This window comes from Alteromonas sp. MTD1 (assembly GCF_042848195.1).
GTDB lineage: Bacteria > Pseudomonadota > Gammaproteobacteria > Enterobacterales > Alteromonadaceae > Alteromonas.
Map to the genome: position 1 here is coordinate 244,983 of NZ_BTGG01000003.1, position 26,371 is coordinate 271,353.

The window sequence follows — 26,371 nt, forward strand, 5'->3', positions numbered from 1 at the left end:
TCAAAGGGTCTTAGTGTGCAGCGGCGTAGTCTTCTACCTGTTGCCACACGCGCAGTAAGTTACCGCTTAAAATCTTTTTGATATCACTTTCGCTGTAGTTTCTGTCCAATAACCCTTGAACTAAGTTGGGGAAGCTAGCCACGTCTTTAAGTCCTATTGGAAGTGAATCTCCTACACCGTCGTAATCTGAACCAATACCTACATGCTCAACGCCAACCAGTGATACAACGTGATCAATATGATCTAGCACTTCATCAAGAGTTGAATAAGGATAAGGGACCTTTTTACGGTATTCTTCTTCAAAGTTTTCAAGCTTGGGGCTGTCTTCCCCTTCTTTTTTAATTAACGCTTTTCTCGCGTTGGTTAGCCCTGTACGCCATTGCCCCGCCTCTTTAGACACAAAGCTAGACCCAAAGTTAATCATAATAACGCCGCCATTTTCGCCGAGTTTTTTAATCATGTCGTCGTCCATATTGCGTTCGAAGCCTGGCGTAAAGCGACGAAGCGACGAGTGCGATGCAATAACAGGCGTGTTGGTAAGTTCGATAACTTGGTAAAAGGCATCGTCTGAAACATGTGAAATATCTAACATAATGCCGATATTGTTCATTTCGCCAACCAGCGATTTACCAAAAGGACTTAACCCTTTCCATTTACGACGCAAATCGTAAGACGAATCGGAAATATGATTGGCTTGGCTATGTGCAAGGGTAATGTACCGAATGCCACGCTCGTAAAAAGCCTTTAGATTCGCTAAGTCACCTTGAATAGGCGAGCCATTTTCCATTCCCATTGGCAGTGAAATAATGCCTTGTTCAAAATGGGCTTTTACCTCGCTAGGGCTTTTCGCAATCGCGAATTTATCAGGCGCTCTTGCAACAATCGCTTCTACCGAATCAATGAGTTCGTGGGCTAATTGCGTCGACTCTGGTGAATTATCAAGGCTGGCAGGAACATAAATACTCATAAAGGGGGCATTTAGTCCGCCTTTCACTGCTCGAGGGTAGTCAAAGTCGCCACCGTCGGTAGCTTTTGTTACATCAACCCATTGTTCTTTTACGCGATAGGGTACATCAATGTGCCCGTCTACAATGATGGTTTGCTGCGCAATATCAACGGCTTTATCCGACGCCGTGTAAGTAGGTGAATTGGCGGCAGTGCTGTGAGCACTAAACAGGGCCGCCAGCGCAAATGCACAAGCAGAAAGTGGGAAACGCCCCTTCATAGTAAAAGTCCTTATTAATAAATTCATGTCGCAAGCTTTTCAATACTGCGTGGCTTGTAACGAAAAGGTGTACTGCAGAGCTTAGAGGTTAATGCATATTGCTTGTTGCTACAACGAGTGAAAAAGTAAGCTAAGCGCTTTCTTTTGTACAAATATTCGTCTTTCAGTAGTTGGTAGTAATGATATTGGTTATTTTTAGAGCGCTTGTTGTCGTTTACTTAAAGTTTACATTGCAATAAAAATTTAAAACTTGGTATGGTCTAGTTTGCGTGACTTCATTGCACGAATGCGTAATACTCCTGTGCGCTCTGCCAATAACGAGATGACCAAGATGCATCCGCGGAGCCTAGATAAATTTTCATTGATATCCGTCCTTCTCGCAAATTTTACGGGTATCGCAATAAACAAGTATGAGAAATAAATATGGCTATTAATTTTGTACCGCTAGACAAAGAAAAACATAAAGACCTTAAAATTGCGGTAAACACATCGTTCAGCTTCGCAAAAAATACTCACCTTGCTGCTGCAACTATCCGTGAATTCGCACAGCTTGCTGCTACTATGCCGCTAGTTTTCATTGATGACCAAGTATCTAAGCGTCACCACGTAGTCACTATGCTAGGCATGGAACAGGGTCAAAACCTTTTCCTTACTGGTGACAGCTGGAAAGGCCCTCATGTACCAATGAATATCCTTCGCTACCCGTTTGACGTACGTCCAGACGGCGAGAAATTAGGTGTATACATTGACGAAAACACCGACCTAGTGTCTGACGAAGGTCAGCCACTGTTTACAGAAGAAGGTGAAGCAAGCGAGTTCCTAGCAAACCGTCAAAAGTTCCTAGCTGACCTTGCTAATAGCGAAATGCTAACGCAGCGTTTTGTTGCAAAAGTAGTAGAGCTTGACCTACTAGACCCAATTCAAATTCGTCTAACATACCAAGACGGTACTCAGCGTAACGTTACTGGCATGCAAAGCATTAACGAGAAGAAACTACTAGAGCTTCCTGAAGACCAAGTACTTGAGCTTCACAAAGCAGGTTTCCTAGGCGCGATTTACGCGGTAATGATGTCTGTTGGTCAGCTTAACCGTTTAGTTGAGCTTTCAAACGATACCGAAAACCCAATTCGCAGCATGCAACTTTCTGCCGTTAAAGCAGACGAGCAAGCAGCAAGTGAAGCAGCGCCAAGCGCCTAATTCACACATTGAATTGCTTCAGAAGCCCGCGTTTTGCGGGCTTTTTTGTGCATAATGTAACCTATTCATTTTTCATTAGTTTCTGTTCAGAATTCGTTAAGTTTTATTCGTATATCTTTAGCCTTGTTTCCAACACATATTATTTCAAGGACAAAGACATGGATATCAAAAACAGCCCCTTAAAAGCATCGTTAACTGTAGCAGCAATGACCGTGGCGTCGCTTTTAACAGCATCGTTCGCACAGGCTAATACACAAAACGAAGTTCAAGTACGTGCTATTGATTTTGAAGGAATAGATGACACGCTTTATGGCGGTTCTTTTACTCGTTATACAAGTACGCTTAAAGGGAATAGCGGTGCCTACCTCATTAGCCCTTACCTACAGCGAGTGTCTAGCTTTTCGGGTGGGTATAATAATATCGACGGCACAGATATCTTCACTCTTGGCACCACGCTATATCTAAATGAAGAATGGATGATGTCAATTGATGGAACCTATGCAGACTTCGATTACGACTTTGGCGATTCAGACAGCACAGATATTGATGTAAAAGTGGGGTATAACCTGTCGCGTGAATGGCAGGTGGGTGCAGGGTTTCTTTATTCTGAGCAAAACTTTAACGGCATTATAGATGGTGAACGCTTTAGCGGTCGCGAAAACGATAACGCCATTCTTGCATTCACTCGTTATACCACCGTAGGTAAATCAGGAACAGGTTGGGACCTGTTAGCAGAGTATATCAGTGACGACGCAGATGTGATTCGTGGTTCAGCCCGCTACTTCTTCAATCCAGGGCTAAGTGTTGCTGGTACCTATGCACATATAAATGCACCGGGTGACTTTGAGAACGGTAACGAGATTGGTGTTGAAGTCGATTACTGGCTAAACGAACAATTCTCTGTAAAAGCAGGCTACCAAAGACAAGTAGACAGCGATATTGATGCTGACGTGTTGAGTTTAGGTGCTACGTATCGTTTTTAATGCACCAAATGGTGAGTAGTAATATAAAGGCAAGCTTAAGCTTGCCTTTTTTATGCGCTATAAAAGTACTTCAACCGCTGTTTGTCGATTAATTTTCACTTCTTAATAAGTAATCACGCTTTTATCGCCCTTTTTTTACACGCTTAATCATAGACTTCCTTTAACTACTGTATATCTAAACAGTTTAAAGCCAGTAAATACGGGGCCTTCACCGCATTTTTCTACTTGACAGTGGGGATCATTGGTACCTAAACTGTATCTCAGTGGGTAAATGTGGCGAATTGTGGATCAAGTCATCATCACTTTGCAGATTAGTACTCAAATAATAAGAAAACCAAGAGCAAAAAATAAAAGGCTAGGGGAATGTTCCGCGGCGCTAACGCAATCAATCTGGATACTAAAGGCAGACTGGCAATACCTACGAAGTATCGTCAGTCGCTGCTGGATGATTGCCAGGGACAGCTTGTCTGCACAGTAGATACACAACAAAGTTGTTTGCTACTTTACCCACTTCCCGAATGGGAAGAGATTGAGCTTAAGCTCATTAAACTTTCTAGTATGATCCCAGCTGAGCGCCGTATGCAGCGCTTATTGCTGGGCCATGCTTCTGAAGGTGAAATGGATAAAAGCGGGCGAATTCTCATTCCTACTCCTCTGCGTGCACACGCAAAACTATCAAAAGAAGTCATGTTGGTTGGTCAGTTAAACAAGTTCGAAATTTGGGATGCCGATGAATGGGCACAACAAATTGAGGTTGATATCGATACCGAACGCAAAGGCGAATTTGAACTTACCGAACGATTACAGGACTTCTCGCTATGACGCAGCCCAGCGAATTTAAACATATTTCAGTATTGCTTGACGAGTGCATTGAAGCATTGGCGATTAAGCCTAATGGCATATATGTTGATGCAACGTTCGGAAGGGGCGGCCATTCGGCGCATATTCTTGATTCACTGGGTGAAGACGGCCAGTTAATCGCTTTCGACCGCGATCCTCAGGCAATTAAAGCCGCTGAACGTTTTGCCGATGACAAACGTTTTCGCATTATTCACTCGCCATTTGGCGATATGGCAGAAGAACTGGAGTCGTTAGGTCTAACCGGCAAAATCGACGGTGTGTTAATGGATTTAGGCGTGTCATCGCCTCAGCTTGACGATGCAGAACGCGGATTTAGTTTTTTGCGCGACGGTCCACTGGATATGCGCATGGACACGTCCCGCGGTCAAAGCGCTGCACAGTGGCTAGCAAGTGCCGAAGAACAAGATATTGCGCAAGTAATTAAAGAGTTTGGCGAAGAAAAGTTCGGCAAGCGTATCGCGCACGCTATCGTGAATACACGCGAGGAAACACCTATCACGCGTACGGCGCAGTTAGCCAAAATTATTGATGAAGCAGTGCCGGTAAAAGACAAGTTTAAGCACCCGGCAACCCGAGCATTTCAGGGCATTCGTATTTATATCAATGCCGAGCTTGAGCAGCTACGGGTTGGTTTAAAAGCGGCTACACAGGTTTTAGCCAAAGACGGGCGACTAGCCGTTATCTCTTTTCATTCACTAGAAGACCGTTTAGTTAAGCGCTTTATTAAAGAGCAAAGTAAAGGAAAGGTGGTGCCGCATAATCTGCCTATTACACAAGCAGAAATTGATGCAGATAAAGTCCTCAAAGCGCTAGGTAAAGCCATTAAACCTTCTGAACAGGAGATCGCGAACAATGTTCGCTCTCGCAGTTCCGTGCTACGTGTGGCAGAGAAGTTATGACCAAACGTACGCCAGACAAAGCAGGAACAAATTTTAATCTTCTGCTGATAATTGTTTCAGATTTGACCCGCAACAAGTTGCGGGTTTTGTTGTATTTAATGGTTATCGTATCAGCTATGTCAGTTATTCTCAGCAGCCACCACAATCGACAGCAAGTTATTGCCCTTGAAGACCTCATGCAAGAGAAAGATGAGCTTGATGTTGAATGGCGAAACTTAGTGCTTGAACAGCGCGCGCTTACAGAGCACAACCGCATTGAAACCCTTGTAGAAAAACAGCTTGGCATGTATCGCCCGACCGCCGATGACGAAGTGGTAGTGAGGCTAAAATGAGTGCTGTTGAATCGTCTCAATCAATGAATAGCCCACGTCAGCGCAATAGTTCTGGTCGCAAAGGCAAATCTGGTGCAAAGCAAAATGTAACCCCTAGCTTGGTACATTGGCGTTTTGTGGTAGTGCTTGTTGTGATTATGGCGGTTTTTGGCGTGCTAGTGTCACGTGCGGCTTACATTCAGGTTATTGAACCCGACGAGCTAATTCAGCAAGGCGACAGCCGAACACTGCGTACCCGCAATATGCCCACTTACCGGGGCCTAATTACCGATCGCAACGGCGTAGAGCTGGCGGTAAGTGTGCCCGTTCGCGCTATCTATGCCGACCCCAAAATTATTCACGACAACGACGGTTTTAAAGAAGCTCGCCGTTGGGAAGCGCTGGCCGATGTGTTGCGCCAAGACGTGAACGAACTTAAAGACAAAGTGGCAAACCCTAAGCGTCGCTTTGTTTATTTGCAGCGCCAAGTGTCTCCTGCCATGGCTGAATACGTAGACAAGTTGGACATTCCAGGCATTTATCTTCGCCGTGAAAGTCGTCGTTACTACCCAACGGGCGAAGTCTCTGCCCAGCTTATTGGCGTTACAGACGTTGACGACACCGGTGTTGAAGGACTAGAGCGTTTGTATGACGAGTGGCTTACCGGCACACCGGGGTCGCGAAAAATACGCCGCGATGCAAAAGGCCGTCAGGTAGAAATTCTAGAAATGAAGTCGGGTGAAAAAGCCGGCGATCTTCAGTTAACTATCGATCAGCGCATTCAAGCGTTGGCCTACAAAGAAATTAAAGAAGCAATGCTGTATTACCAGTCTAGCTCAGCTTCGGCCATCGTTATTGATGTGAAAACCGGTGACGTTCTGGCCATGGTGAATGCGCCTTCGTTTAATCCAAACGATCGCAGCGATATTTCTCCGCATAGAATGCGCAACCGCGTTATTACCGATGCGTTCGAGCCAGGCTCGTCATTAAAACCCCTTGCTGTATTGGCGGCCCTTGAGTTTGGCGACGTAGAGCCAGGAGATACCGTAAATACCTACCCAGGTTGGATGCGTCTAGGTGGAAGCTTGGTAAAAGACACCCGTAACTACGGTGAGCTTACTCTTGAGGAAATCATTCAACATTCGTCGAACATGGGTACCTCTAAATTGGCGCTATCTGTACCTAAGCAATTCTTGTTAGATACCTATTACAACATGGGGTTAATGAGCGACACAGGCTTAAATATGGCCGGTGAGAGTAGCGGTATTTTTCATGAACGTAGCCGCTGGTCTGAATTTGAGTTAGCAACGCTATCGTTTGGTTACGGTATTTCTGTCACCACAGCGCAGCTTGGCCGTTTGTATGCCACGCTAGCCAACGGTGGCGTTAAAACACCACTTAACATTATTAAATCTCCTGAGCAGCCGTCATGGCAGGCACAAGCCGAACGAGTTATTAGTGAAGAAAACGCGAACGCTATTGTTCACATGATGGAAAGCGTAACTCAGCGCGGCGGCACAGCAACAAAAGCTGCTGTACCGGGTTATCGCGTGGCAGGAAAAACAGGAACTAGTCGTAAGGCCGTCGCCGGCGGTTATGGCGAAGAGTACGTGAACATTTTTGCTGGCATAGCGCCGGTTTCAAACCCTCGGTTAGTCACTATTGTGTTAATCAACGAACCGGGCGGCGACTTGTATCACGCGGGCGACACGGCTGCACCTGTATTTTCATCTATCATGGGAGGCGCACTGCACATGCTGAATGTTGCTCCTGATGATAAGCAGGTGACGTCTAGCCGCTTATTGAAAGGAGGTCAAAGTGGTAGTTAATGCCTTTATTCAAAGTATTAGTGCTTTATTGGCTAAGTTCGGTGTAGAAGCTCCAGATATTCGCGTTGAAGGGCTTACGCTGGATAGTCGAGAAGTAAACACGCGTTTGGCATTTATCGCCATTAAAGGGCATGAGCTTGACGGCCGAGATTTTATTCCGCAGGCCATAAGTTTAGGTGCCCGTGTAATTTTGGCGCAAACTGACGACAGTGCTTCTCATGGGCAGATGGAGATGCGTGACCATAGTGTCATCATTTCACTTTACGACTTACCGCAAATGTTGTCTGGCTTAGCAGCGGCGTTTTATGACTATCCAGCACAGAAAATGACAACAGTGGCGGTAACCGGCACAAATGGAAAAACATCTACAGTTCAATTGCTTACGCAGCTTAAAGACGCGTTGGGTACGCGTAGCGCAAGCATAGGCACACTCGGAAGCAGCGTGTTTGAAGGTGATAATACACAGTGGAAAAACACGCCTGCGGCAAACACCACACCCGATGCTATTCGCATGCAGTACTTATTGGCAGAGTTTGTGCAAAGCGAAGTGCAGCACACTGCTTTTGAAGCAAGCTCTCATGCACTGGTTCAAGGGCGACTTGGCACGGTAAAAACCGACGTTGCCGTATTTACTAATTTAACGCGCGACCACTTAGACTACCACGGCACCATGGAAGAATATGGTCGAGCTAAGCGTTTGCTGTTAAATCAGCCAGGACTTAAAGCCGTGGTACTGAATGCGAACGATGCACAAAGTGAAAAATGGAATGGCCATGCCGCGGCACACATGCAAAGGGTGTGGACCGGTATCGATGATGGGACGATAAGCGACACGTATAAAACGTCTCAACATCGCCATTGTTTCGCCACAAATGCCACTTATCATGCGTCAGGTTGTAGCTTTGAGCTTACCTCATCATGGGGGAGTGCAGCAGTTACTCTGCCATTATTTGGCAAGTTTAACATTAGCAATGTACTAAGTGCCGTTGGTACCTTGCTTGCCGAAGGTGAACGCTTTGACGAGGTGGTAAAAGCTGTTAATGCAATTACCCCTGTCCCTGGTCGTATGGAAGTCTTTCCTGTTAACGGCAAAGCTAGCGTTGTTGTGGACTACGCCCATACGCCCGATGCCTTAGAGAAAGTATTGCTTAGTGCCAAGTTTCATACTGAAGGAAAAGTGTGGTGTGTATTTGGATGCGGTGGTGACCGAGATAAAGGCAAACGACCGCTTATGGGGCAAGCCGCTGAAGCAGGTGCAGACAATATTGTTATAACTACCGACAACAGTCGAAGTGAAGAACCTGAAGCGATAGCAAACGATATTAAAGCGGGCTTAAAACACCAAGAAAAAGCAGTGAGTATTGCCGACCGCGAAGCTGCTATTCGCTACTGTTTAGACAATGCGGAAAACGGCGACATTATTGTGGTAGCGGGCAAAGGTCACGAAGACTATCAAATAATTGGCAACAAAAAGACAAATTATAATGAACGTGCAGTTGTGGCGCGACTGCAACAGGAGTACAGCAAATGATAACAACAACGCTGTCGTGGATAGCCGAGAAGGTTAACGGTAAGGTTGAACAAACGCATGCAGATATTACCGTATCTGCGGTAAGCACAGATACACGAACCATTGAAGATGGTGCAGTATATCTTGCACTTAAAGGGCTGAATTTTAACGGTCACGATTTTGTCGCACAGGCACAGCAAGCGGGAGCAAGCGCCGTTATTGCAAGTGAAAGTGTTGAAACCTCGCTACCTGTAATCATGGTAGATGACACCAAAGAAGCGCTGGGTTTGTTAGGCGCCGCGGTTAAAGCGCATGTGGCACCAAAAACCATTGCGATTACCGGCAGTAGCGGTAAAACCACGGTAAAAGAAATGTGTGCGTCTATACTAGAGCGCCGTGGAAATGTGTTAGCCACCAAAGGCAATTTTAACAACGATATTGGTGTGCCTCTTACGCTTTTGCGCCTTGAGCCAGAGCATGAATATGCCGTTATGGAGCTAGGTGCGAACCACTTGGGCGAGATTGCTTACACAACCAATTTAGTAAAGCCTGACGTAGCAACCATTGTTAATGCTGCGGCGTCGCATCTTGAAGGGTTTGGTAGTCTGCTAGGTGTGGCGCGTGCAAAAAGCGAAATTTTTAAAGGCTTAGGCGATGATGGTGTAGCCATAGTAAACGTAGACAGCCAATTTGCTGAGTTTTGGAAAGGCAAACTTCGCCACACCAAAACGTTAACCTTTGCGCCTGATCAGAAAAACGACGCAGACTTTCGCGCCGAAGACATCACTATTGGTTTAGATGGCTGCGCTGCATTCCATCTAGTTTGCCCTCAGGGTGATATTGCTATTCAACTTACCATTCCTGGTGTACACAATGTGGGTAATGCCCTTGTTGCTGCCGCGCTCACATTGCAGGTAGGTGCCAGCCTCGAAAACGTTCGCGACGGTTTACTTGCTATGAAACAGGTAAGCGGGCGCTTAAATGTAAAGCAGCTTACTCAGCAAGTTCGCTTACTCGATGACACCTACAACGCTAATGTTGCTTCGGTTAATGCCGCTATCGACACGCTTAGCAGCTTTTCAGGTATTACCGTGTTAGTACTTGGCGATATGAAAGAGCTGGGTGAAAAGTCACGTTTCTATCACGAACAAGTGGGCGAGTACGCAAAGAACAAAGGCATTCATTATTTATACACTATGGGTGTATTAAGTCAGTCGGCCAGTGCTGTGTTTAATGAAAATGGCGGGCACTTTAGCGATGTTGAGACGTTGCTAGCTGCCATGGAGCAAGACCTACTCTCTCAACAGCGCGATATTTCAATTTTAGTAAAAGGTTCACGCAGCTCCAAAATGGAGCGCGTGGTAGAGGCGATCGAGGCCTCTGCGCTGGGAAAGCTTGATAGCCGTCGGGAGCGCATTGCATGTTAATTTGGCTCGCCGAATGGCTTACCCAATTTGAAACCGGGTTTAATGTTTTTTCATACCTAACCCTTCGCGCAATTCTTAGCACGTTAACAGCGTTGCTTATTGCTATTGTTATTGGCCCTAAAATGATTCGCTATTTGCAGACAATGCAGATAGGTCAAACCGTACGTGATGACGGCCCGCAAAGCCATTTATCTAAGTCGGGCACGCCAACAATGGGTGGGTTGTTAATTCTTGCCGCTATTGTAATTAGCGGTCTGCTATGGGCCGACCTGACAAACCGCTATGTGTTAGTTACGCTAACTGTGGTAGTTGCCTACGGTATCATCGGGTTTGTAGACGACTATCGCAAAGTTATTCGCAAAGACTCAAAAGGCTTAATTGCGCGTTGGAAGTATTTCTGGCAGTCGGTGGTGGCCCTTGGCGTCGCTTTTTACCTGTATAGCAGCGCCACGTTGTCTGCCGAAACGTCGCTACTGGTGCCGTTCTTCAAGGAAGTCTTTCCCCAGTTAGGCGCGTTTTTCATAATTATCACTTACTTTGCCATTGTTGGTACAAGTAACGCAGTAAACCTAACCGATGGCCTTGATGGCCTTGCTATTGTGCCGACTATTTTGGTAGCTGGCGCGTTTGCCATTTTTGCCTACGTTACCGGTAACGCGAACTTTGCCGAATACCTCAATATTCCTCATATTCCTTTAACCAGTGAGCTGGTTATTGTGTGTACCGCCATGGTTGGTGCAGGCTTGGGCTTCTTGTGGTTTAACACCTATCCAGCACAGGTCTTCATGGGCGATGTTGGCTCGCTAGCATTAGGCGGCACGCTGGGCGTATTGGCTGTATTAGTACGCCAAGAGTTAGTGCTTATCATAATGGGTGGCGTGTTCGTGATTGAAACGCTGTCGGTTATTTTGCAAGTGGGCTCTTATAAGCTTCGCGGGCAACGCATCTTTAGAATGGCACCTATCCATCATCACTATGAACTGAAAGGCTGGCCAGAGCCGCGTGTTATCGTGCGTTTTTGGATCATCTCTATCATTCTTGTGTTGGTTGGTCTTGCGACCTTGAAACTGAGATAAACATTGATGTCGTATAACGTACGTGAGCACAGTTATGTTGTCGGTGGCCTTGGGGTAACAGGTCAGGCTTGCGTACGCTTTTTGCTTAAACACAATGCGAATGTGAAGGCCTTTGATACACGCCAAGCCGTAATTTTGCCTGACGATATTGAAAAGGCGTTAGGGGGTCAAGTGACCACGGATACACTTGACGCTGCGTACTTTGAAGGCATCGATACACTTGTATTAAGCCCTGGCTTATCGCTTAACCTTGCACAAGTGAAGCTTGCCAAACAATGTGGTGTTGAAGTGATTGGTGATGTTGAGCTGTTTGCGCGCTTAAACCAAACGTTATCTACGCCAAAACGTGTTGTAGGCATTACAGGGTCAAATGGCAAAACAACGGTTACACTGCTCGTTACGCATTTACTTAATGCCTGTGGTGTACAAAGTATTGAAGCCGGCAACGTAGGCCGTCCAGTTTTAGAAGCGCTTGAAAGTGACGCTGATGTTATTGTCATGGAGCTATCAAGCTTTCAGCTAGAAACGACATCATCTCTTGCACTGATTGCTGCAACTATTCTTAATATTTCTGACGATCATTTAGACCGCCATATTACGCTCGAAAATTATATCGATGCGAAACATCGTATTTTTGATAACACTCAGTCTGCCATTGTATGGCGAGACGGTGAGTTCGTAGCACCCGAATGCGATGTGAATAATATAGTTGAGTACGGGCTGGGTGAGTCAGACGAAGATTTTGCCGTTGCTAACGTTACCGGGCAACCTTACCTAGTGTTTAATAACACACCTGTTATTGCATTGGCCGATATACAGCTTGCAGGCACGCACAACGTGCTAAACGTAATGGCAGCATTAGGGCTTTGCGACACATTAGGCATTGCGCCTCAGCAAGCCGCCGTCCATCTTAAAAGCTTTAAAAGTGCGCCACACCGCTGTGTGGAAATAGCAAACGTTAATCAGGTTCGTTTTATTGACGATTCAAAGGCTACCAATGTTGGTGCTACTATTGCGGCGCTAGAAGGTCTGTCACCCATGCTAAACGGTAACATTATTTTGCTTGCCGGCGGTGATGCAAAAGGCGCAGATTTACAAGCGTTAGCCCCCTATTTAGCGCGTTGTGTGCTCCATGTATTTGCCTTTGGTAAAGACGCTAGCGCCTTTAAGGATGTTTTCGCAGCTACCACCTTAGTAGACTCCTTAGATAGCGCTGTTGAAAAAGCGTGTGACATGGCGAAGCAGGGTGACATCGTATTACTTTCACCGGCGTGCGCCAGTATTGATATGTTTAAAAACTATATGCATCGCGGTGAAGTTTTTCAGCAGGCCGTTTACAGGCAGTGTGCAGTGGAGGCATCAATATGACCACTGCTACCACTAAGCTAAGCGCACTGTTTGCCGCTCGCCACGACGGTGCGGCACCGTCTACACATCCCTATGATGTAACACTTGTGCTCATTTCGTTGGCGCTAATGAGCATTGGATTAGTTATTGTTACCTCTGCTTCTATGCCAGTAGCAGCGCGTATTTTTGACAATCAGTTTCACTTTGCCATTCGCCACGGTATTTACATTGCCTGCGCGCTAACTGCTGCAATGATAGTGCTTCAGTTACCCATGCGCTTTTGGCGTACTACTAACCCTTACCTATTGCTCGCCGCAATAGCGCTGCTTGTTGCTGTGCTATTAGTGGGGAGAACCGTTAATGGTAGTACTCGATGGTTAGTGATTGGTCCTATTACGGTACAGGCAGCCGAGCCTGCCAAGTTATATTTCTTTGCTTATTTGGCTGGGTATTTAGTTCGCCGATATGAAGAAGTAACAGAAAACTTAAAAGGGTTTATTAAGCCGCTGGTTGTATTCTTTGTACTTGCCATGTTGCTACTGCTTCAACCCGACTTGGGTACTGTGGTAGTTATGTTTGCTACTACCATTGGCCTGCTGTTTTTGGCAGGCGCAAGACTGTGGCAATTCTTTGCGTTGGTATTTGTCGGCGTGTTAGCGGTGGTAGCCCTAATCGTATTTGAAGAATATCGACTTAAACGGGTTACATCGTTCTTAGATCCCTGGGCAGACCCATTCGGTGCAGGCTATCAGCTTACCCAATCTCTTATGGCTTATGGTCGTGGTAACTGGTTTGGTCAAGGCCTTGGAAATAGTTTACAAAAACTAGAATTCTTACCCGAAGCACATACCGACTTTATTATGGCCATTCTGGCTGAAGAGTTTGGCTTTGTGGGCGTGCTAGCAGTACTTGCACTTATTTTGTGGATGGTTCTAAAAGCGCTAAGTATTGGTAATAGAGCGTTAGAGAAAGGCCGCGCCTTCGACGGATACCTAGCTTACAGTATTGGTATTTGGTTTAGTTTCCAAACCGCAGTAAATATTGGTGCAAGCGCTGGCATTCTTCCTACTAAGGGTCTTACCTTACCTCTGGTCAGCTACGGTGGCTCTTCACTTATTGTTATGTCGGTTGCGGTAGCTATTTTGCTACGTATCGATTTTGAACTGCGTGTAGATGGCGTTCAAGCACTTGATCGTGGTGATGGCAAAGGCGAACGTCGAAAGTCAGCATCAGCGAAAAGTAAAAGTACAGCTAAAGCAGCAGCGTCTGCAAGTGCAAGTGCAAGTACAACTGCAGACGATCACAGTTTTGAAGGCTCACAAGTTTCGTCACAAGAGACGGATAAGCCAGTACAGAAGAAACCAAAAACGCCAGAAGATGAAGGTAAAGCCGGTATAAAAGCAATTTTGGCACGGGTTGCCGCGGAGGCTGACAATGGCTAAGCGGTGTTTAATAATGGCAGGCGGTACTGGCGGGCACGTTTTTCCTGGCCTTGCAGTAGCTAATGCGCTTCGCGAGCAACATTGGGACGTTCAGTGGTTAGGTACCGCCGAGCGAATGGAAGCAGATGTAGTGCCAAAGCACGATATCCCCATTCATTTTATTCCAGTTAAAGGGCTTCGAGGAAAGGGGCTTGTTACCCGTTTACAAGGCGCTCTTGCATTGGTGAAAAGCTTGTTTTCAGCTAGGCGCATTATCAAGCGCATCAAACCTGATATTGTTGTTGGGTTTGGCGGCTATGCAAGCGGGCCAGGTGGTGTAGCCGCTAAGTCGTTAGGTATTCCAGTGATAGTGCATGAACAAAATGCAGCCGCAGGAATGACAAACAAGTTGCTTAGTAAAATAGCAAGCCGTGTACTTTTAGGCTTCGATAGTGCTCGTGGCGAGTTCTTATCAGTAAGCGAAAAAGTACATACGGTTGGCAACCCTGTTCGAGATGCTATTTGGGCGGTAAGCCCTAAGCCTACAGAAACGGCACGCGCAGATAATACGCCGCTCAATATGCTAGTAGTGGGCGGAAGTTTGGGTGCAAAGATACTTAATGATACCGTGCCGCAAACATGTGGTGTGTTGAAAGGTTTAGCGATAAAGCATCAGTGCGGAAAAGGCAACAGTGCTGCTGTTTCAAGTGCATATGCACAAGCTGGTGCCGATGTGGCAAATGTAGAAGTGAGCGACTTTATTGATGATATGGCCGCCGCGTATGAATGGGCCGACTTTATAGTATGTCGCGCCGGAGCATTAACGGTAAGTGAAGTGGCTGCCGCAGGCAGAGCTGCCATCTTTGTTCCTCTACCACATGCGGTGGACGATCATCAGACCAAAAACGCACAGTCGCTGGTCGACAAACAAGCTGCGCTAATGATTGCGCAGCCAGTACTAAAAGAAAATTTAGGGCAAGCAGTACGACAATGGATCTCACATCCAGAAGACTGTTTGAATATGGGAGCTTTGGCAAGACAATGTGCCAGCACCCATGCCACAGAACACGTAGTAAGCCACGTTAAAAGCGTGGTAGGAGTAGGGGAATAATGGTTTTTAAAACCCCATTTGAAAGCCCGCAAATGCGCAGGGTAAAAAATATCTTCTTTATCGGCATCGGCGGTGCGGGTATGGGCGGTATCGCAGAAGTATTGTTAAACGAAGGTTATGCAATTTCAGGTTCTGATATTCAAGAAGGACCAATGACCCAGCGACTCACCGAGCTAGGTGCAGACGTAAAAATTGGCCACCGTGCCGAAAATGTGGAAGGCATGGACGTAATCGTTGTGTCGAGCGCCATTAACGAACAAAACCCTGAGATAGTGGTTGCACGTGAGCAGCGTATTCCAATTATTCGCCGTGCTGAAATGCTGGCAGAGTTAATGCGTTTTCGTCACGGAATAGCGGTTGCCGGTACACACGGTAAAACCACTACCACAAGTCTTATTTCAACCATATTTGCAGAAGCGCAATACGACCCTACGTTTGTTATTGGTGGTTTGCTTAATAGCGCTGGCACTAATGCGCGCTTGGGTAAAAGTCGCTATTTAATCGCAGAAGCGGATGAGAGCGATGCGTCGTTTCTTCATCTACAGCCTATGGTGTCGGTGGTGACCAACATTGAAGCCGACCATATGGATACCTATGGCGGCGACTTTTCAAAGGTAAAAGACACCTTTGTAGATTTCTTATCTAACTTGCCATTTTACGGTCAAGCTATTGTCTGTGGCGACGATGCTAATATTCAGGAAATTCGCCCTAGAATAGGACGTAGCATTCTAACTTATGGTTTTGAAGCTCATAACGACTACCGTGCCGAAAACATTAGTTTGTCGTTCGGAAAAGCCAACTTTACGGTTATTCGCCCGGACCACGAACCACTCGATATTACGCTGAACCTTACTGGTAACCATAATGTGCTAAACGCACTTGCAGCAATTGCTGTTGCTACCGATGAGGGTATTGACGATGAAGCTATTATTCGTGCACTTGCCATCTTCGGTGGTATTGGTCGTCGTTTTGAACAGCTTGGTACGTTTAATACCAGTAAAGGCGAGGTATGTTTGGTAGATGACTATGGTCACCACCCAACAGAGGTCAAAGCTACCATAGCCGCTGCGCGTGCCAATTGGCCTGATAAGCGTTTAGTCATGGTATATCAGCCACACCGCTTTACCCGTACCCGTGACTTGTATGAAGACTTTGTGGAAGTGCTTTCAAGTGTTGATGCACTTCTGCTACTTGATGTATATGCCGCCAGTGAACAACCAATTGAAGGTGCAGACAGCAAAGCACTTTGTCGCTCAATTCGTCAGCGTGGACAGCTAGAGCCTGTATATGTAGGCGACAAAGACGCACTGCCAGGTATTCTCGCTAATATCATGCAAGACGGCGACATTGTGATGACACAAGGCGCGGGAAATATCGGTCAAATTGCTAAGCTGCTTGCTAAACATGAGCTTGAACCTCAGCGTTTAGTAGAAGAAGGACAATAAGATGTATAAACCTTCTGTAAACACTCACACGCCAGACCAATACGGCAAAGTAGCCGTTCTGCTAGGAGGCGATTCTGCCGAACGCGAAGTGTCGCTCAATTCGGGTAATGCAGTATTGAACGCGTTGCTTAGGCAAGGTGTTGATGCGTTTGCTTTCGACCCAGCCGAGCGTCCGTTAACCGATTTAATTACGCTAAATGTAGATAGAGCGTTGATAATGCTGCACGGGCGAGGCGGCGAAGATGGCTCTATGCAAGGTGCGCTGCAGCTACTAAAAATACCGTACACAGGTAGCCGTGTACTAGGCTCAGCCCTTGCTATGGATAAAATTCATACCAAGCAAGTGTGGCAAAGTTTGGGCTTACCAACAGCAAAATATGAAATTGCTGACAAAAGGCACTTTGAAGCTGGTAAGTGCAGCGCTATAATGGATAAATTGGGGAATGAAGTCATGGTAAAACCGGCCAGAGAAGGGTCGAGTATTGGCATGGCGAGAGTGACAAGTGCTAAACAACTTGAAGCTGCTATTCAAGACGCTTTTAAATACGATAATCAAGTCTTGTTAGAGCAGTATATTGACGGACCAGAGTTTACTGTTTCTGTACTACAGGGGCAGGCTTTGCCGTCTATTCGCATGTCTACTCCACACACATTCTACGATTATGCTGCGAAGTATCAGGATAATACTACGAAATATTATTGCCCAAGCGGTTTGTCTGAAGAGCAAGAGGCCCAATTGGCCAAGCTTGCAGCACGTGCGTTTGACGCAGTATCTGGCAGTGGCTGGGGGCGTGTTGATGTTATGCAAGACAACCAAAGACAGTTTTATTTGCTTGAGGCAAATACGGTACCCGGCATGACAGAGAAAAGCTTGGTGCCAAAAGCGGCGAAAGTAGCAGGGTTGAGCTTTGACGAACTTGTTTTGAGTATTCTATCGACGAGTTTTGATGTTCAACCTGAATTGGCCGTTGACGCGCGTTAAACCGCAATGAATAAGTGAAGCGGTTATGGCAGAGCAAACGGATAAGCAAAAAAGACGCGAATTATCGACGTCGGTGAAAGTGAAGCACACAAAGCGTGAAATGTGGGCTGGCGTTGCGTTTCTTTTTGTCGTTATTGTTGGCTTGGTAATTGGTGGTATTAAAGCGAACCAGTATTTGTATGATGAACAACAAATGCCGGTTCAGGTTATCGATTTTTCTGGTGAGTATCAGCATATCGATATTACCAAGCTAGAGCGTCTCATTCGCCAAGCGCAACCGGGCAGTTTTTTTGCGCTGGACGTTAATGAAGTATTTGAGCTTGTTGAGTCTCAGTCGTGGGTTTACCGCGCGTCGGTTCGAAAGAAGTGGCCGAATACGTTGAAGATATATTTGGTTGAGCAGCAACCCGTCGCCAAGTGGAACGAGGATTTACTGCTTAACCCTTACGGCGACACTTTCAATGACGAAGGCGTGACGCTGTCACTACCAAGGCTGTATGGCCCAGGTGGTAGTGAAAAAACAGCCCTTGAGGGCTACAACGCCATGCATGCATTAATTGGCACAACCGATATGGCCATTGATGAGCTGAGCTTAAGCGAGCGGTTTGCGTGGCAAGTGCAGTTGAAAAACGGCATAAAATTAAATTTAGGGCGTCAGGAGTTTATCGATAGGTTACAGCGCTTTATCGATGTATACCCACTTCTGACGCAGCAAGAGAAGGCCGTAAAATACGTCGACCTTCGCTATGACACGGGTGTCGCCGTTGGCTGGGCCGACGACAGTACCACTAATGAAGAGGGTTAAGGAAACCATGTCAAAACCTGCTGAACGCAATTTGATTGTAGGACTAGATATCGGCACCAGCCAAGTGAAGGCCGTGGTGGGCGAACTGCTAGATGATGATCAAATCAGTATTGTTGGCGTGGGCACCCATGCATCGAAAGGCATGGATAAAGGCGGCGTGAACGACTTGAATTTGGTTGTAAAGTCGGTGCAGCGTGCGGTAAACGAGATGGAGTTAATGGCAGATTGCCGCGTTTCTTCAGTTTTCATGTCCATCTCGGGTCGACACGTAAAATGCCAAAATGAAAATGGCATGGTGCCAATTAACAATCAGGAAGTGACGCAAGAAGACGTTGATAACGTTATTCATGCAGCGCGCAGTGTGCCTATTGCGGCCGAGCGTCGTTTACTTCATGTGCTTCCACAAGAATTTACCATTGATGTACAAGAAGGTATAAAAAACCCAATTGGTATGTCGGGTGTAAGAATGGAAGCCGATGCGCACATCATTACCTGTGCCGATGATATGGCAAAGAATATGGTGAAGTGTGTTGAACGCTGCGAGCTTAATGCCGACCAACTTATTTTCTCAGCACTTGCGTCTAGCTATGCAGTGCTTACCGACGACGAGCGTGAGCTTGGCGTATGTGTAGTTGATATTGGCGGCGGCACCATGGATATGGTGATATACACCGACGGCGCTATCCGTCATACTGCTGTGATCCCTGTTGCAGGTAATCAAATTACCAGCGATATTGCGAAGATATTTAGAACACCAATCAGCAATGCAGAGGAAATAAAGGTAAATTATGCCTGTGCATTAAAAGATATGGTGAGTATGGAAGACAGTATTGAAGTACCTAGCGTAGGCGGACGCCCTGCTAGAGTGATGTCTCGACATACGTTGGCAGAGGTTATCGAGCCTCGCTATCAAGAACTGTTCGAGCTGGTACACGATGAGATACGTGCCAGCGGTCTGGAAGAGCAAATTGCTGCGGGTCTTGTGCTCACAGGCGGTACCGCCAAAATGGAAGGTGCTGTTGAATTTGCTGAAGAGCTTTTCCAGATGCCCGTGCGCGTGGGCAAACCCATCAATGTAAAAGGCTTGTCTGAATATGTTGATGATGCTGGTTTTGCAACAGTTGTAGGACTGCTGCAATACGGCAAAGTACAATCTGATAATAAGAAGTCCAGTACGCAGAAGTCCGGTGAAAGCTTATTTCAACGTGTGCAAAGCTGGTTTAAAGGTGAATTTTAATTTTATTTGGGGGCGCTACCGCTAGAGCATTCAGACTTGCAGGACGCAATGAGTCTACAAGAATGAAATAGCGTAGTGTTTGAAGACGTACAACCGGAGAGTAAGTATGTTCGAATTAATGGATAGTCACGGCGAAGAAGCCGTAATCAAAGTCATCGGTGTCGGTGGCGGCGGCGGTAATGCTGTTGAGCACATGGTGTCTCAAAGCATTGAAGGCGTAGAATTTATTGCGGTTAACACCGATGCACAGGTACTGCGTAGTTCAAGTGCAGACGTTACACTTCAAATTGGCTCTAGCGTAACGAAAGGTCTGGGTGCAGGTGCCGATCCAAACATTGGTCGCGATGCAGCACAAGAAGACCGTGAAACCATTCGTCAAGCATTAGATGGCGCTGACATGGTTTTCATCACTGCCGGTATGGGTGGTGGTACAGGTACAGGTGCAGCGCCAGAAGTGGCAAAAATTGCACGTGAAATGGGAATTCTTACCGTGGCAGTTGTTACCAAGCCATTCCCATTTGAAGGTAAAAAGCGTACCTCATTCGCAGAGCAAGGCATTGTAGAACTTGCTAATAACGTAGACTCGTTAATCACTATCCCTAACGAAAAGCTACTTAAAGTGATGGGCCCAGGCACGCCACTTCTTCAAGCATTTAGTGCAGCCAACGACGTTTTACGTGGTGCGGTTCAAGGTATCGCCGAGCTAATTACTCGCCCTGGTCTAATTAACGTTGACTTTGCAGATGTGCGTACCGTTATGTCTGAAATGGGTAAAGCAATGATGGGTAGTGGCGCAGCGAGCGGTCCAGACCGTGCTGAAGAAGCAGCAGAGTCTGCTATTGCCAGCCCGTTACTTGAAGATATCGATTTGTCAGGTGCTCGCGGTATTCTTGTGAATATTACAGCGGGTCCAGATTTCGCTATCGACGAATTTGAAACAGTGGGTAACGCTGTTAAGGCTTTTGCATCTGAAAACGCAACAGTGGTTGTGGGTACTGTTATTGATATGGAAATGACAGACGAGCTTCGCGTAACGGTTGTAGCAACCGGTATTGGCGCAGAGCGCAAACCTGATATTTCACTGGTTAGCTCTGAAGGTTCTCGTTTAACCACTCCAGCGAAAGAATATGGTAGCTCACAAACCGCTGAGCCACGTTCTGCAGTGGGTGGCACTGAAGGTAACCAAGCGCTTAAAGCGGAAGACAGTGCTCAGCCTGATAACGACTTGGAGTACTTAGATATTCCAGCGTTCTTGCGTAAGCAGGCAGACTAATACCGCTGAATAAGGGAATTATTTTGGTTTTTAAATGTCTTACGATATAAGTAAGCAGCGTTTTATAACAAAATAATTAGCGATATTTTGTCATTTTGGTGTCAGTCTTGCTGCTGTGATTGGTGGTTTATTGCACTTTTTTGACATGTGAGTAATAACTCACTATAATTCGCGACCGCTTTTTTAATAGGTAAAAGCTTAAGCATATGATTAGACAACGTACAATCAAGCAATCGGTTCAGGAAACCGGAATTGGGCTTCATAAAGGGGAAAAGGTCACAATGACTCTCCGACCTGCGCCTGCAAACACGGGTATCGTGTTTAGGCGTGTTGACCTTGAACCTCATGTCGACATACCTTCGCGTGCAAACGCGGTAGGTAATACCATGCTGTGTACGTGTTTAAATAATGAAGACGGTGTCACTATCCAAACGGTAGAGCATTTAGCGTCTGCATTAGCGGGTCTTGGAATCGACAATATTATCATTGAAGTAGACAGTAACGAGCTGCCTATTATGGACGGCAGTGCAAGCCCGTTCGTATTTTTACTTCAGTCTGCCGGTATCGAAGAGCTGAATGCGCCTAAGCAATTTATTCGTATTACTAAACCTGTACGTGTAGAAGACGGTGATAAGTGGGCAGAGCTTTTGCCTTACGATGGGTTTAGAGTTGATTTCCATATTGACTTCGATCACCCTGTTATCAGCCAAACTCGTCAACATATGGTGATGGACTTTGATTCATGTTCATACGTTAACGAAGTTAGCCGCGCTCGCACGTTCGGTTTTATGAGCGACCTAGAATATATGAATGCCAATAACCTAGCGTTAGGTGGCAGCATGGAAAACGCAGTAGCGCTTGATGAGTTCCGCGTATTAAATCCTGAAGGCCTTCGTTACGATGACGAGTTCTTGAAGCACAAGATTCTTGATGCAATCGGCGATTTATACCTTGGCGGACATAGCTTAATTGGTGAATTAAAGGCTTATAAAACAGGCCACGGTCTTAACAATAAACTGCTTAATGCAGTACTCGAACAAAAAGACTGTTGGGAATACGTAACGTACGATTCGCAAGAAACGGCGCCCATTCGCTACGCGCAACCTGCTCTTGCATAAGCAATTTTGAAAAAGCCGCCTTTGGGGCGGCTTTTTTTCGTATGGCAATTACTGCATTTAATGTTACAGTAGCCGAATAATTATATAAATTTCACCCAAGCGTAGTGGCCTAAAACACAAAATAACGCAATTGGCGCTGGCGTGAAACAGCAAAACTTCTTCGTGGTATGAAACTAACTATAACACTCGCTGGAAAAAATAGACGTTACAGGCACAGTATCAGTGTCCGTACGCTTGTGAGCGCGACAGTGCTTTCATCTATTTTCATGCTAGTGTCGAGCCGTTCTACAGAGTCTGTATCTGAAAATGTCGCTCGCGTTCGTTTAGCGCAAACTGAAGTCAACGAAACGCAAAAAGACGTTGAAGCGCTAAAACAACAAACCACAATAAAACTTCAAGCATTGCTTTCTCACGTTGCTGAGCTATCTGCTCAAGCGTCGTTGTTAGATGAAAAAGGAAAGCAAATAGCAACAGAATTAGGTATGTCAGCGGCTGACCTGGACGCTTTCGTACCGGTATCGATACCGGATAACCTCCAAGACGACCCCATCCTTAATGAAATAGGCAAGCTTGAGCAATCGCTAGATTTAAAATCTCAGCAGCTATCTATGCTTGAAAGTTTGGTGCGGGGTCACCATATCCACGAACAGAGCCAATTATCTGGTCGTCCGATTGAGTCGGGGTGGTTGTCTTCTTATTATGGTATGCGTGCTGATCCATTTACCGGAAAACCCACAATGCACAAAGGGTTGGACTTTGCAGGTAAAGAGGGCGATAACGTTGTAGCTACCGCAGCAGGGATAGTTACCTGGGCGGGCGATCGTTATGGCTATGGGCAGCTAGTAGAAATTGATCACGGTGACGGGTTTATTACCCGCTACGGGCATAATGATGGCCTTACCGTATCAATAGGCGATGTGGTCACCAAAGGCCAACCAATCGCTAAAATGGGCAACACTGGGCGTTCAACCGGCGTCCATGTCCACTACGAAGTAATAAGAAACGGAAGACAAGTCGATCCTCTACCGTACGTTTACAAAAAGTAAATCGGTAGCAGCCAGGTAAGTATGTGGTCTATGGGCTACTGCGCATCAACAACAATGTAAAAATATCGCAAAGTACAGCAGGTATAATGTTGTGCTTTATTGGTTTAATTAGCTGTGCACCGTGTGCGGCGTCTCGACAAGTAGTGGAATATAAAAGCTAATGTTTTCAAGCATCCTTCGAAAAGTATTCGGTAGTAGGAACGACCGACTATTAAAAAAATTACGCAAGAACGTTGATGCCATCAATGCACTGGAAGCAGAGTATGAAAAGCTTTCTGATGAGGCGCTTAAAGCGAAAACTGACGAATTTAAAGCGCGTATCGAAAAGGGGGAAACCCTAGACGACATTCTGAACGAAGCGTTTGCTACTGTGCGTGAAGCGAGTAAGCGTGTTTATGGCATGCGCCACTTTGATGTGCAAATGCTGGGCGGTCAGGTACTGCATGAAGGCAAAATTTCAGAGATGCGTACAGGTGAGGGTAAAACCCTTACTGCAACGCTACCCACTTACCTTAATGCGCTATCAGGAAAAGGTGTACACGTAGTTACCGTGAACGATTATCTTGCCCGTCGTGATGCCGAGTGGAGTAACCAGTTATTTACTTTCTTGGGCATGCGCGTTGGCTGTAACGTTCCAGGAATGTCACCTGAGCAAAAGCGTGATGCTTATCAAGCAGATGTAACCTACGGTACTAACAACGAGTTTGGTTTCGACTACCTTCGCGACAACATGGCGTTTAGCCCGCAAGACCGTGTACAGCGCCCATTAAACTATGCTGTAGTGGATGAAGTTGATTCAATTCTTATCGATGAAGCGCGTACCCCACTAATTATCTCAGGTCAAGCCGAAGATAGCTCAGAGCTTTATCGCCGCATTAACACCATTATTCCTAAGCTTGTTCAGCAAGAAAAAGAGGATGAAGAAGGCCAAGAAGGCGACGGCGACTACACTATCGACCTTAAAGCAAAGCAAATTCACTTAACCGAACGCGGTCAAATTCACGTTGAAGAAATTCTTCAGCAAGAAGGCATGCTGCCTGAAGGCGAGTCTCTATTTGCTGCAGGCAATATTTCATTGCTTCACCACATCAATGCAGCGCTGCGTGCTCACAAGTTATTTGCAAAAGACGTTGATTACATCGTTAAAGACGACCAGATTGTTATTGTTGACGAGCATACGGGCCGTACGATGGAAGGTCGTCGTTGGTCTGAAGGCTTACACCAAGCGGTTGAGGCGAAGGAAGGCGTTCGTATTCAAAACGAAAACCAAACTCTTGCTTCGATTACGTTCCAGAACTACTTCCGCTTGTACAACAAGCTTGCAGGTATGACGGGTACTGCTGATACTGAAGCCTTCGAATTTAATCATATTTACGGCTTAGAAACGGTGGTTATTCCAACTAACCGTCCTATGCAGCGTAAAGATCATGCCGACCTTATTTACCTAACGGCAGAAGAGAAATATGAAGCTATTGTCGAAGATATTAAAGATTGTGTAAAACGCGGTCAGCCTACACTTGTAGGTACTGTGTCGATTGAAAACTCAGAGCTTATCTCTCGTATTCTTAAGAAAGAGAAAATTGCACATAAGGTACTTAACGCCAAGTTCCACGAACAGGAAGCAGACATCGTGGCACAGGCAGGTAAGCCTGGTGCAGTTACCATTGCGACTAACATGGCAGGTCGTGGTACCGACATCGTGTTAGGTGGCAACTGGCAAGCAGAACTAGAAAAAATTGAAACCCCTACTGAAGCGCAAATTGAAAAAGTAAAAGCGGCGTGGAAAGAAAGCCACGATGCCGTACTTGCGTCTGGTGGTCTGCATATTATCGGTACAGAGCGTCATGAATCACGCCGTATTGATAATCAGCTGCGTGGTCGTTCTGGTCGTCAGGGTGACCCAGGTTCAAGCCGTTTCTATCTATCTCTAGACGATGCACTGATGCGCATTTTTGCTTCTGAAAAAATGGGCAACATGATGAAGCGTTTAGGCATGGAGCGTGGCGAAGCCATCGAGCATCCATGGGTAACACGTGCTATCGAAAACGCTCAGCGTAAAGTTGAAGGCCGTAACTTCGATGTTCGTAAGCAGTTACTTGAGTATGATGACGTAGCAAACGATCAGCGTAAGGTTATTTACGAGCAGCGTAACGAGCTTCTTGATGAAGGCGATATTAGCGAAACTATTGCAGCTATTCGTGAAGACGTTATTAGCGGTGTGGTTGACGAATATATCCCACCACAGTCGCTAGAAGAAATGTGGGATGTTAAGGGCCTTGAAGAGCGCTTGAAAGCAGACTTCGCAGCAGATTTGCCACTGCAAATATGGCTAGAAAACGACGATAAGCTTTACGAAGAGAAACTTCGTGAACGTATTCTTGATGAAGTAGTTAAAGCCTATAAAGCGAAAGAAGATGTAGTAGGTGCACAAGTTCTACGTCAGTTTGAAAAAGCCGTTATGCTTCAAAACCTAGACAGCCACTGGAAAGAGCATTTGGCGGCGATGGATCATCTTCGTCAAGGTATTCACCTTCGTGGTTATGCACAGAAGAACCCTAAACAAGAATATAAGCGTGAGTCTTTTGCTTTATTCTCACAAATGCTTGAAGCGCTTAAGGTTGAAGTTATTACTATTTTAGCCCGCGTGAAAGTACAGGCAGAAGAAGACGTTCAAAAGGTAGAAGAGCAACGTCGTCAAGCAGACGATGTGCCTAAGAACTTTGAACATGACGAAGCGTCGGCAACGCCAGAACAAGCGAGCGACAAAGTGCGTACTCAAGTTCGTGAAGGCGCCAAAGTAGGTCGTAACGACCCATGTCCTTGTGGTTCAGGTAAGAAGTACAAGCAGTGCCACGGTAAGTTGAAATAATGAAAGTAGTACATGTTGCCGTGGGCGTTATCGCCCGTGGCAACGACATTTTCATTACGCTACGTCCCGACGATGTCCATCAAGGCGGAAAATGGGAGTTCCCCGGCGGTAAGGTTGAGCAGGGTGAAACAGTCCAAGACGCGCTAAAACGCGAACTAGCCGAAGAAGTCGGCATTGATGTGAGACACACTACGCCGCTTATCGTTATCTCACATGACTATGGTGATAAACTGGTGAAGCTAGATGTTCATATTGTCAATGACTTCGTTGGGGAGCCTTTCGGTAAAGAAGGACAACAAAGCAAGTGGCTTGCTGCCTCTCAACTAAAAAGTGCAGACTTTCCCTCAGCAAACGCTGATATTATTTGCTCTGTACAAAAATTACTCAGCACTTAGGTTG

The 26,371-nt window shown here is 46.1% G+C and carries 22 protein-coding genes; 21 read left to right on the top strand and 1 reads right to left on the bottom strand.

Features of this window, described 5'->3' with window-relative positions; genetic code table 11:
• Window positions 1-10 precede the first annotated feature (10 nt).
• Window positions 11-1,225 (bottom strand): dipeptidase, encoded by a 1,215-nt coding sequence (locus ACGHAV_RS05530; protein WP_390377525.1) that lies wholly within the window; start codon window positions 1,223-1,225, stop codon window positions 11-13.
• Between the two features lie 423 nt (window positions 1,226-1,648).
• Here ACGHAV_RS05530 and ACGHAV_RS05535 point away from each other — a divergent pair, with 423 nt between their 5' ends.
• The 21 genes from ACGHAV_RS05535 to mutT all read left to right on the top strand — a co-directional run bounded on the left by ACGHAV_RS05535 (window position 1,649) and on the right by mutT (window position 26,367).
• Window positions 1,649-2,422, top strand: coding sequence for a SapC family protein (locus ACGHAV_RS05535; protein WP_390377528.1), 774 nt, complete (start codon window positions 1,649-1,651; stop codon window positions 2,420-2,422).
• A 158-nt stretch (window positions 2,423-2,580) separates the two neighbouring features.
• On the top strand, window positions 2,581-3,405 hold the full coding sequence (locus tag ACGHAV_RS05540; RefSeq protein WP_390377531.1) for a porin: 825 nt from the start codon (window positions 2,581-2,583) through the stop codon (window positions 3,403-3,405).
• Window positions 3,406-3,768: 363 nt separating this feature from the next.
• Window positions 3,769-4,227: a division/cell wall cluster transcriptional repressor MraZ gene (mraZ, locus tag ACGHAV_RS05545; protein ID WP_334013612.1), complete on the top strand. Its 459-nt coding sequence runs from the start codon at window positions 3,769-3,771 to the stop codon at window positions 4,225-4,227.
• On the top strand, window positions 4,224-5,165 hold the full coding sequence (gene rsmH / locus ACGHAV_RS05550) for a 16S rRNA (cytosine(1402)-N(4))-methyltransferase RsmH (protein WP_390377534.1): 942 nt from the start codon (window positions 4,224-4,226) through the stop codon (window positions 5,163-5,165). Before mraZ ends, rsmH begins: the two co-directional genes overlap by 4 nt.
• Complete coding sequence (ftsL, locus tag ACGHAV_RS05555; protein WP_334013610.1) at window positions 5,162-5,497, top strand: cell division protein FtsL; 336 nt, start codon at window positions 5,162-5,164, stop codon at window positions 5,495-5,497. The genes rsmH and ftsL overlap by 4 nt, the downstream gene beginning before the upstream one ends.
• Before the next feature lie 23 nt (window positions 5,498-5,520).
• Window positions 5,521-7,305: a penicillin-binding transpeptidase domain-containing protein gene (locus ACGHAV_RS05560; RefSeq protein WP_390377821.1), complete on the top strand. Its 1,785-nt coding sequence runs from the start codon at window positions 5,521-5,523 to the stop codon at window positions 7,303-7,305.
• The gene (locus ACGHAV_RS05565; protein WP_390377538.1) at window positions 7,295-8,836 is read left to right on the top strand and encodes a UDP-N-acetylmuramoyl-L-alanyl-D-glutamate--2,6-diaminopimelate ligase; all 1,542 of its coding nucleotides are present in this window, start codon (window positions 7,295-7,297) and stop codon (window positions 8,834-8,836) included. The genes ACGHAV_RS05560 and ACGHAV_RS05565 overlap by 11 nt, the downstream gene beginning before the upstream one ends.
• On the top strand, window positions 8,833-10,242 hold the full coding sequence (gene murF, locus ACGHAV_RS05570; protein WP_390377541.1) for a UDP-N-acetylmuramoyl-tripeptide--D-alanyl-D-alanine ligase: 1,410 nt from the start codon (window positions 8,833-8,835) through the stop codon (window positions 10,240-10,242). Before ACGHAV_RS05565 ends, murF begins: the two co-directional genes overlap by 4 nt.
• Window positions 10,236-11,318, top strand: coding sequence for a phospho-N-acetylmuramoyl-pentapeptide-transferase (mraY, locus tag ACGHAV_RS05575; RefSeq protein WP_390377544.1), 1,083 nt, complete (start codon window positions 10,236-10,238; stop codon window positions 11,316-11,318). Before murF ends, mraY begins: the two co-directional genes overlap by 7 nt.
• 6 nt (window positions 11,319-11,324) lie before the next feature.
• Window positions 11,325-12,686 carry a UDP-N-acetylmuramoyl-L-alanine--D-glutamate ligase gene (gene murD, locus ACGHAV_RS05580; RefSeq protein ID WP_390377547.1) on the top strand — a complete coding sequence of 454 codons (1,362 nt, stop codon included), beginning with the start codon at window positions 11,325-11,327 and terminating at the stop codon, window positions 12,684-12,686.
• Window positions 12,683-14,107, top strand: a complete 1,425-nt coding sequence (gene ftsW, locus ACGHAV_RS05585) for a cell division protein FtsW (RefSeq protein WP_390377550.1) — start codon at window positions 12,683-12,685, stop codon at window positions 14,105-14,107. The genes murD and ftsW overlap by 4 nt, the downstream gene beginning before the upstream one ends.
• Entirely contained in the window at window positions 14,100-15,197 is a 1,098-nt protein-coding gene (gene murG, locus ACGHAV_RS05590) for an undecaprenyldiphospho-muramoylpentapeptide beta-N-acetylglucosaminyltransferase (protein WP_390377553.1), read from the top strand. Before ftsW ends, murG begins: the two co-directional genes overlap by 8 nt.
• A complete protein-coding gene (gene murC / locus ACGHAV_RS05595; RefSeq protein ID WP_390377556.1) occupies window positions 15,197-16,642 on the top strand; it encodes a UDP-N-acetylmuramate--L-alanine ligase in 1,446 nt (481 codons plus the stop codon). Before murG ends, murC begins: the two co-directional genes overlap by 1 nt.
• A gap of 1 nt (window position 16,643) precedes the next feature.
• Window positions 16,644-17,624, top strand: coding sequence for a D-alanine--D-alanine ligase (locus ACGHAV_RS05600; RefSeq protein WP_390377559.1), 981 nt, complete (start codon window positions 16,644-16,646; stop codon window positions 17,622-17,624).
• A gap of 100 nt (window positions 17,625-17,724) precedes the next feature.
• The gene (locus ACGHAV_RS05605; RefSeq protein WP_390377824.1) at window positions 17,725-18,429 is read left to right on the top strand and encodes a cell division protein FtsQ/DivIB; all 705 of its coding nucleotides are present in this window, start codon (window positions 17,725-17,727) and stop codon (window positions 18,427-18,429) included.
• Between the two features lie 7 nt (window positions 18,430-18,436).
• The gene (ftsA, locus tag ACGHAV_RS05610; RefSeq protein ID WP_390377562.1) at window positions 18,437-19,666 is read left to right on the top strand and encodes a cell division protein FtsA; all 1,230 of its coding nucleotides are present in this window, start codon (window positions 18,437-18,439) and stop codon (window positions 19,664-19,666) included.
• A gap of 106 nt (window positions 19,667-19,772) precedes the next feature.
• Complete coding sequence (gene ftsZ / locus ACGHAV_RS05615; RefSeq protein WP_334013600.1) at window positions 19,773-20,939, top strand: cell division protein FtsZ; 1,167 nt, start codon at window positions 19,773-19,775, stop codon at window positions 20,937-20,939.
• 206 nt (window positions 20,940-21,145) lie between these two features.
• Complete coding sequence (lpxC, locus tag ACGHAV_RS05620) at window positions 21,146-22,057, top strand: UDP-3-O-acyl-N-acetylglucosamine deacetylase (protein ID WP_390377565.1); 912 nt, start codon at window positions 21,146-21,148, stop codon at window positions 22,055-22,057.
• 167 nt (window positions 22,058-22,224) lie between these two features.
• The gene (locus ACGHAV_RS05625; RefSeq protein ID WP_390377568.1) at window positions 22,225-23,103 is read left to right on the top strand and encodes a M23 family metallopeptidase; all 879 of its coding nucleotides are present in this window, start codon (window positions 22,225-22,227) and stop codon (window positions 23,101-23,103) included.
• A 160-nt stretch (window positions 23,104-23,263) separates the two neighbouring features.
• Window positions 23,264-25,972, top strand: a complete 2,709-nt coding sequence (gene secA, locus ACGHAV_RS05630; RefSeq protein ID WP_390377571.1) for a preprotein translocase subunit SecA — start codon at window positions 23,264-23,266, stop codon at window positions 25,970-25,972.
• Window positions 25,972-26,367 (top strand): 8-oxo-dGTP diphosphatase MutT, encoded by a 396-nt coding sequence (mutT, locus tag ACGHAV_RS05635; protein ID WP_390377574.1) that lies wholly within the window; start codon window positions 25,972-25,974, stop codon window positions 26,365-26,367. Before secA ends, mutT begins: the two co-directional genes overlap by 1 nt.
• Window positions 26,368-26,371 lie beyond the last annotated feature (4 nt).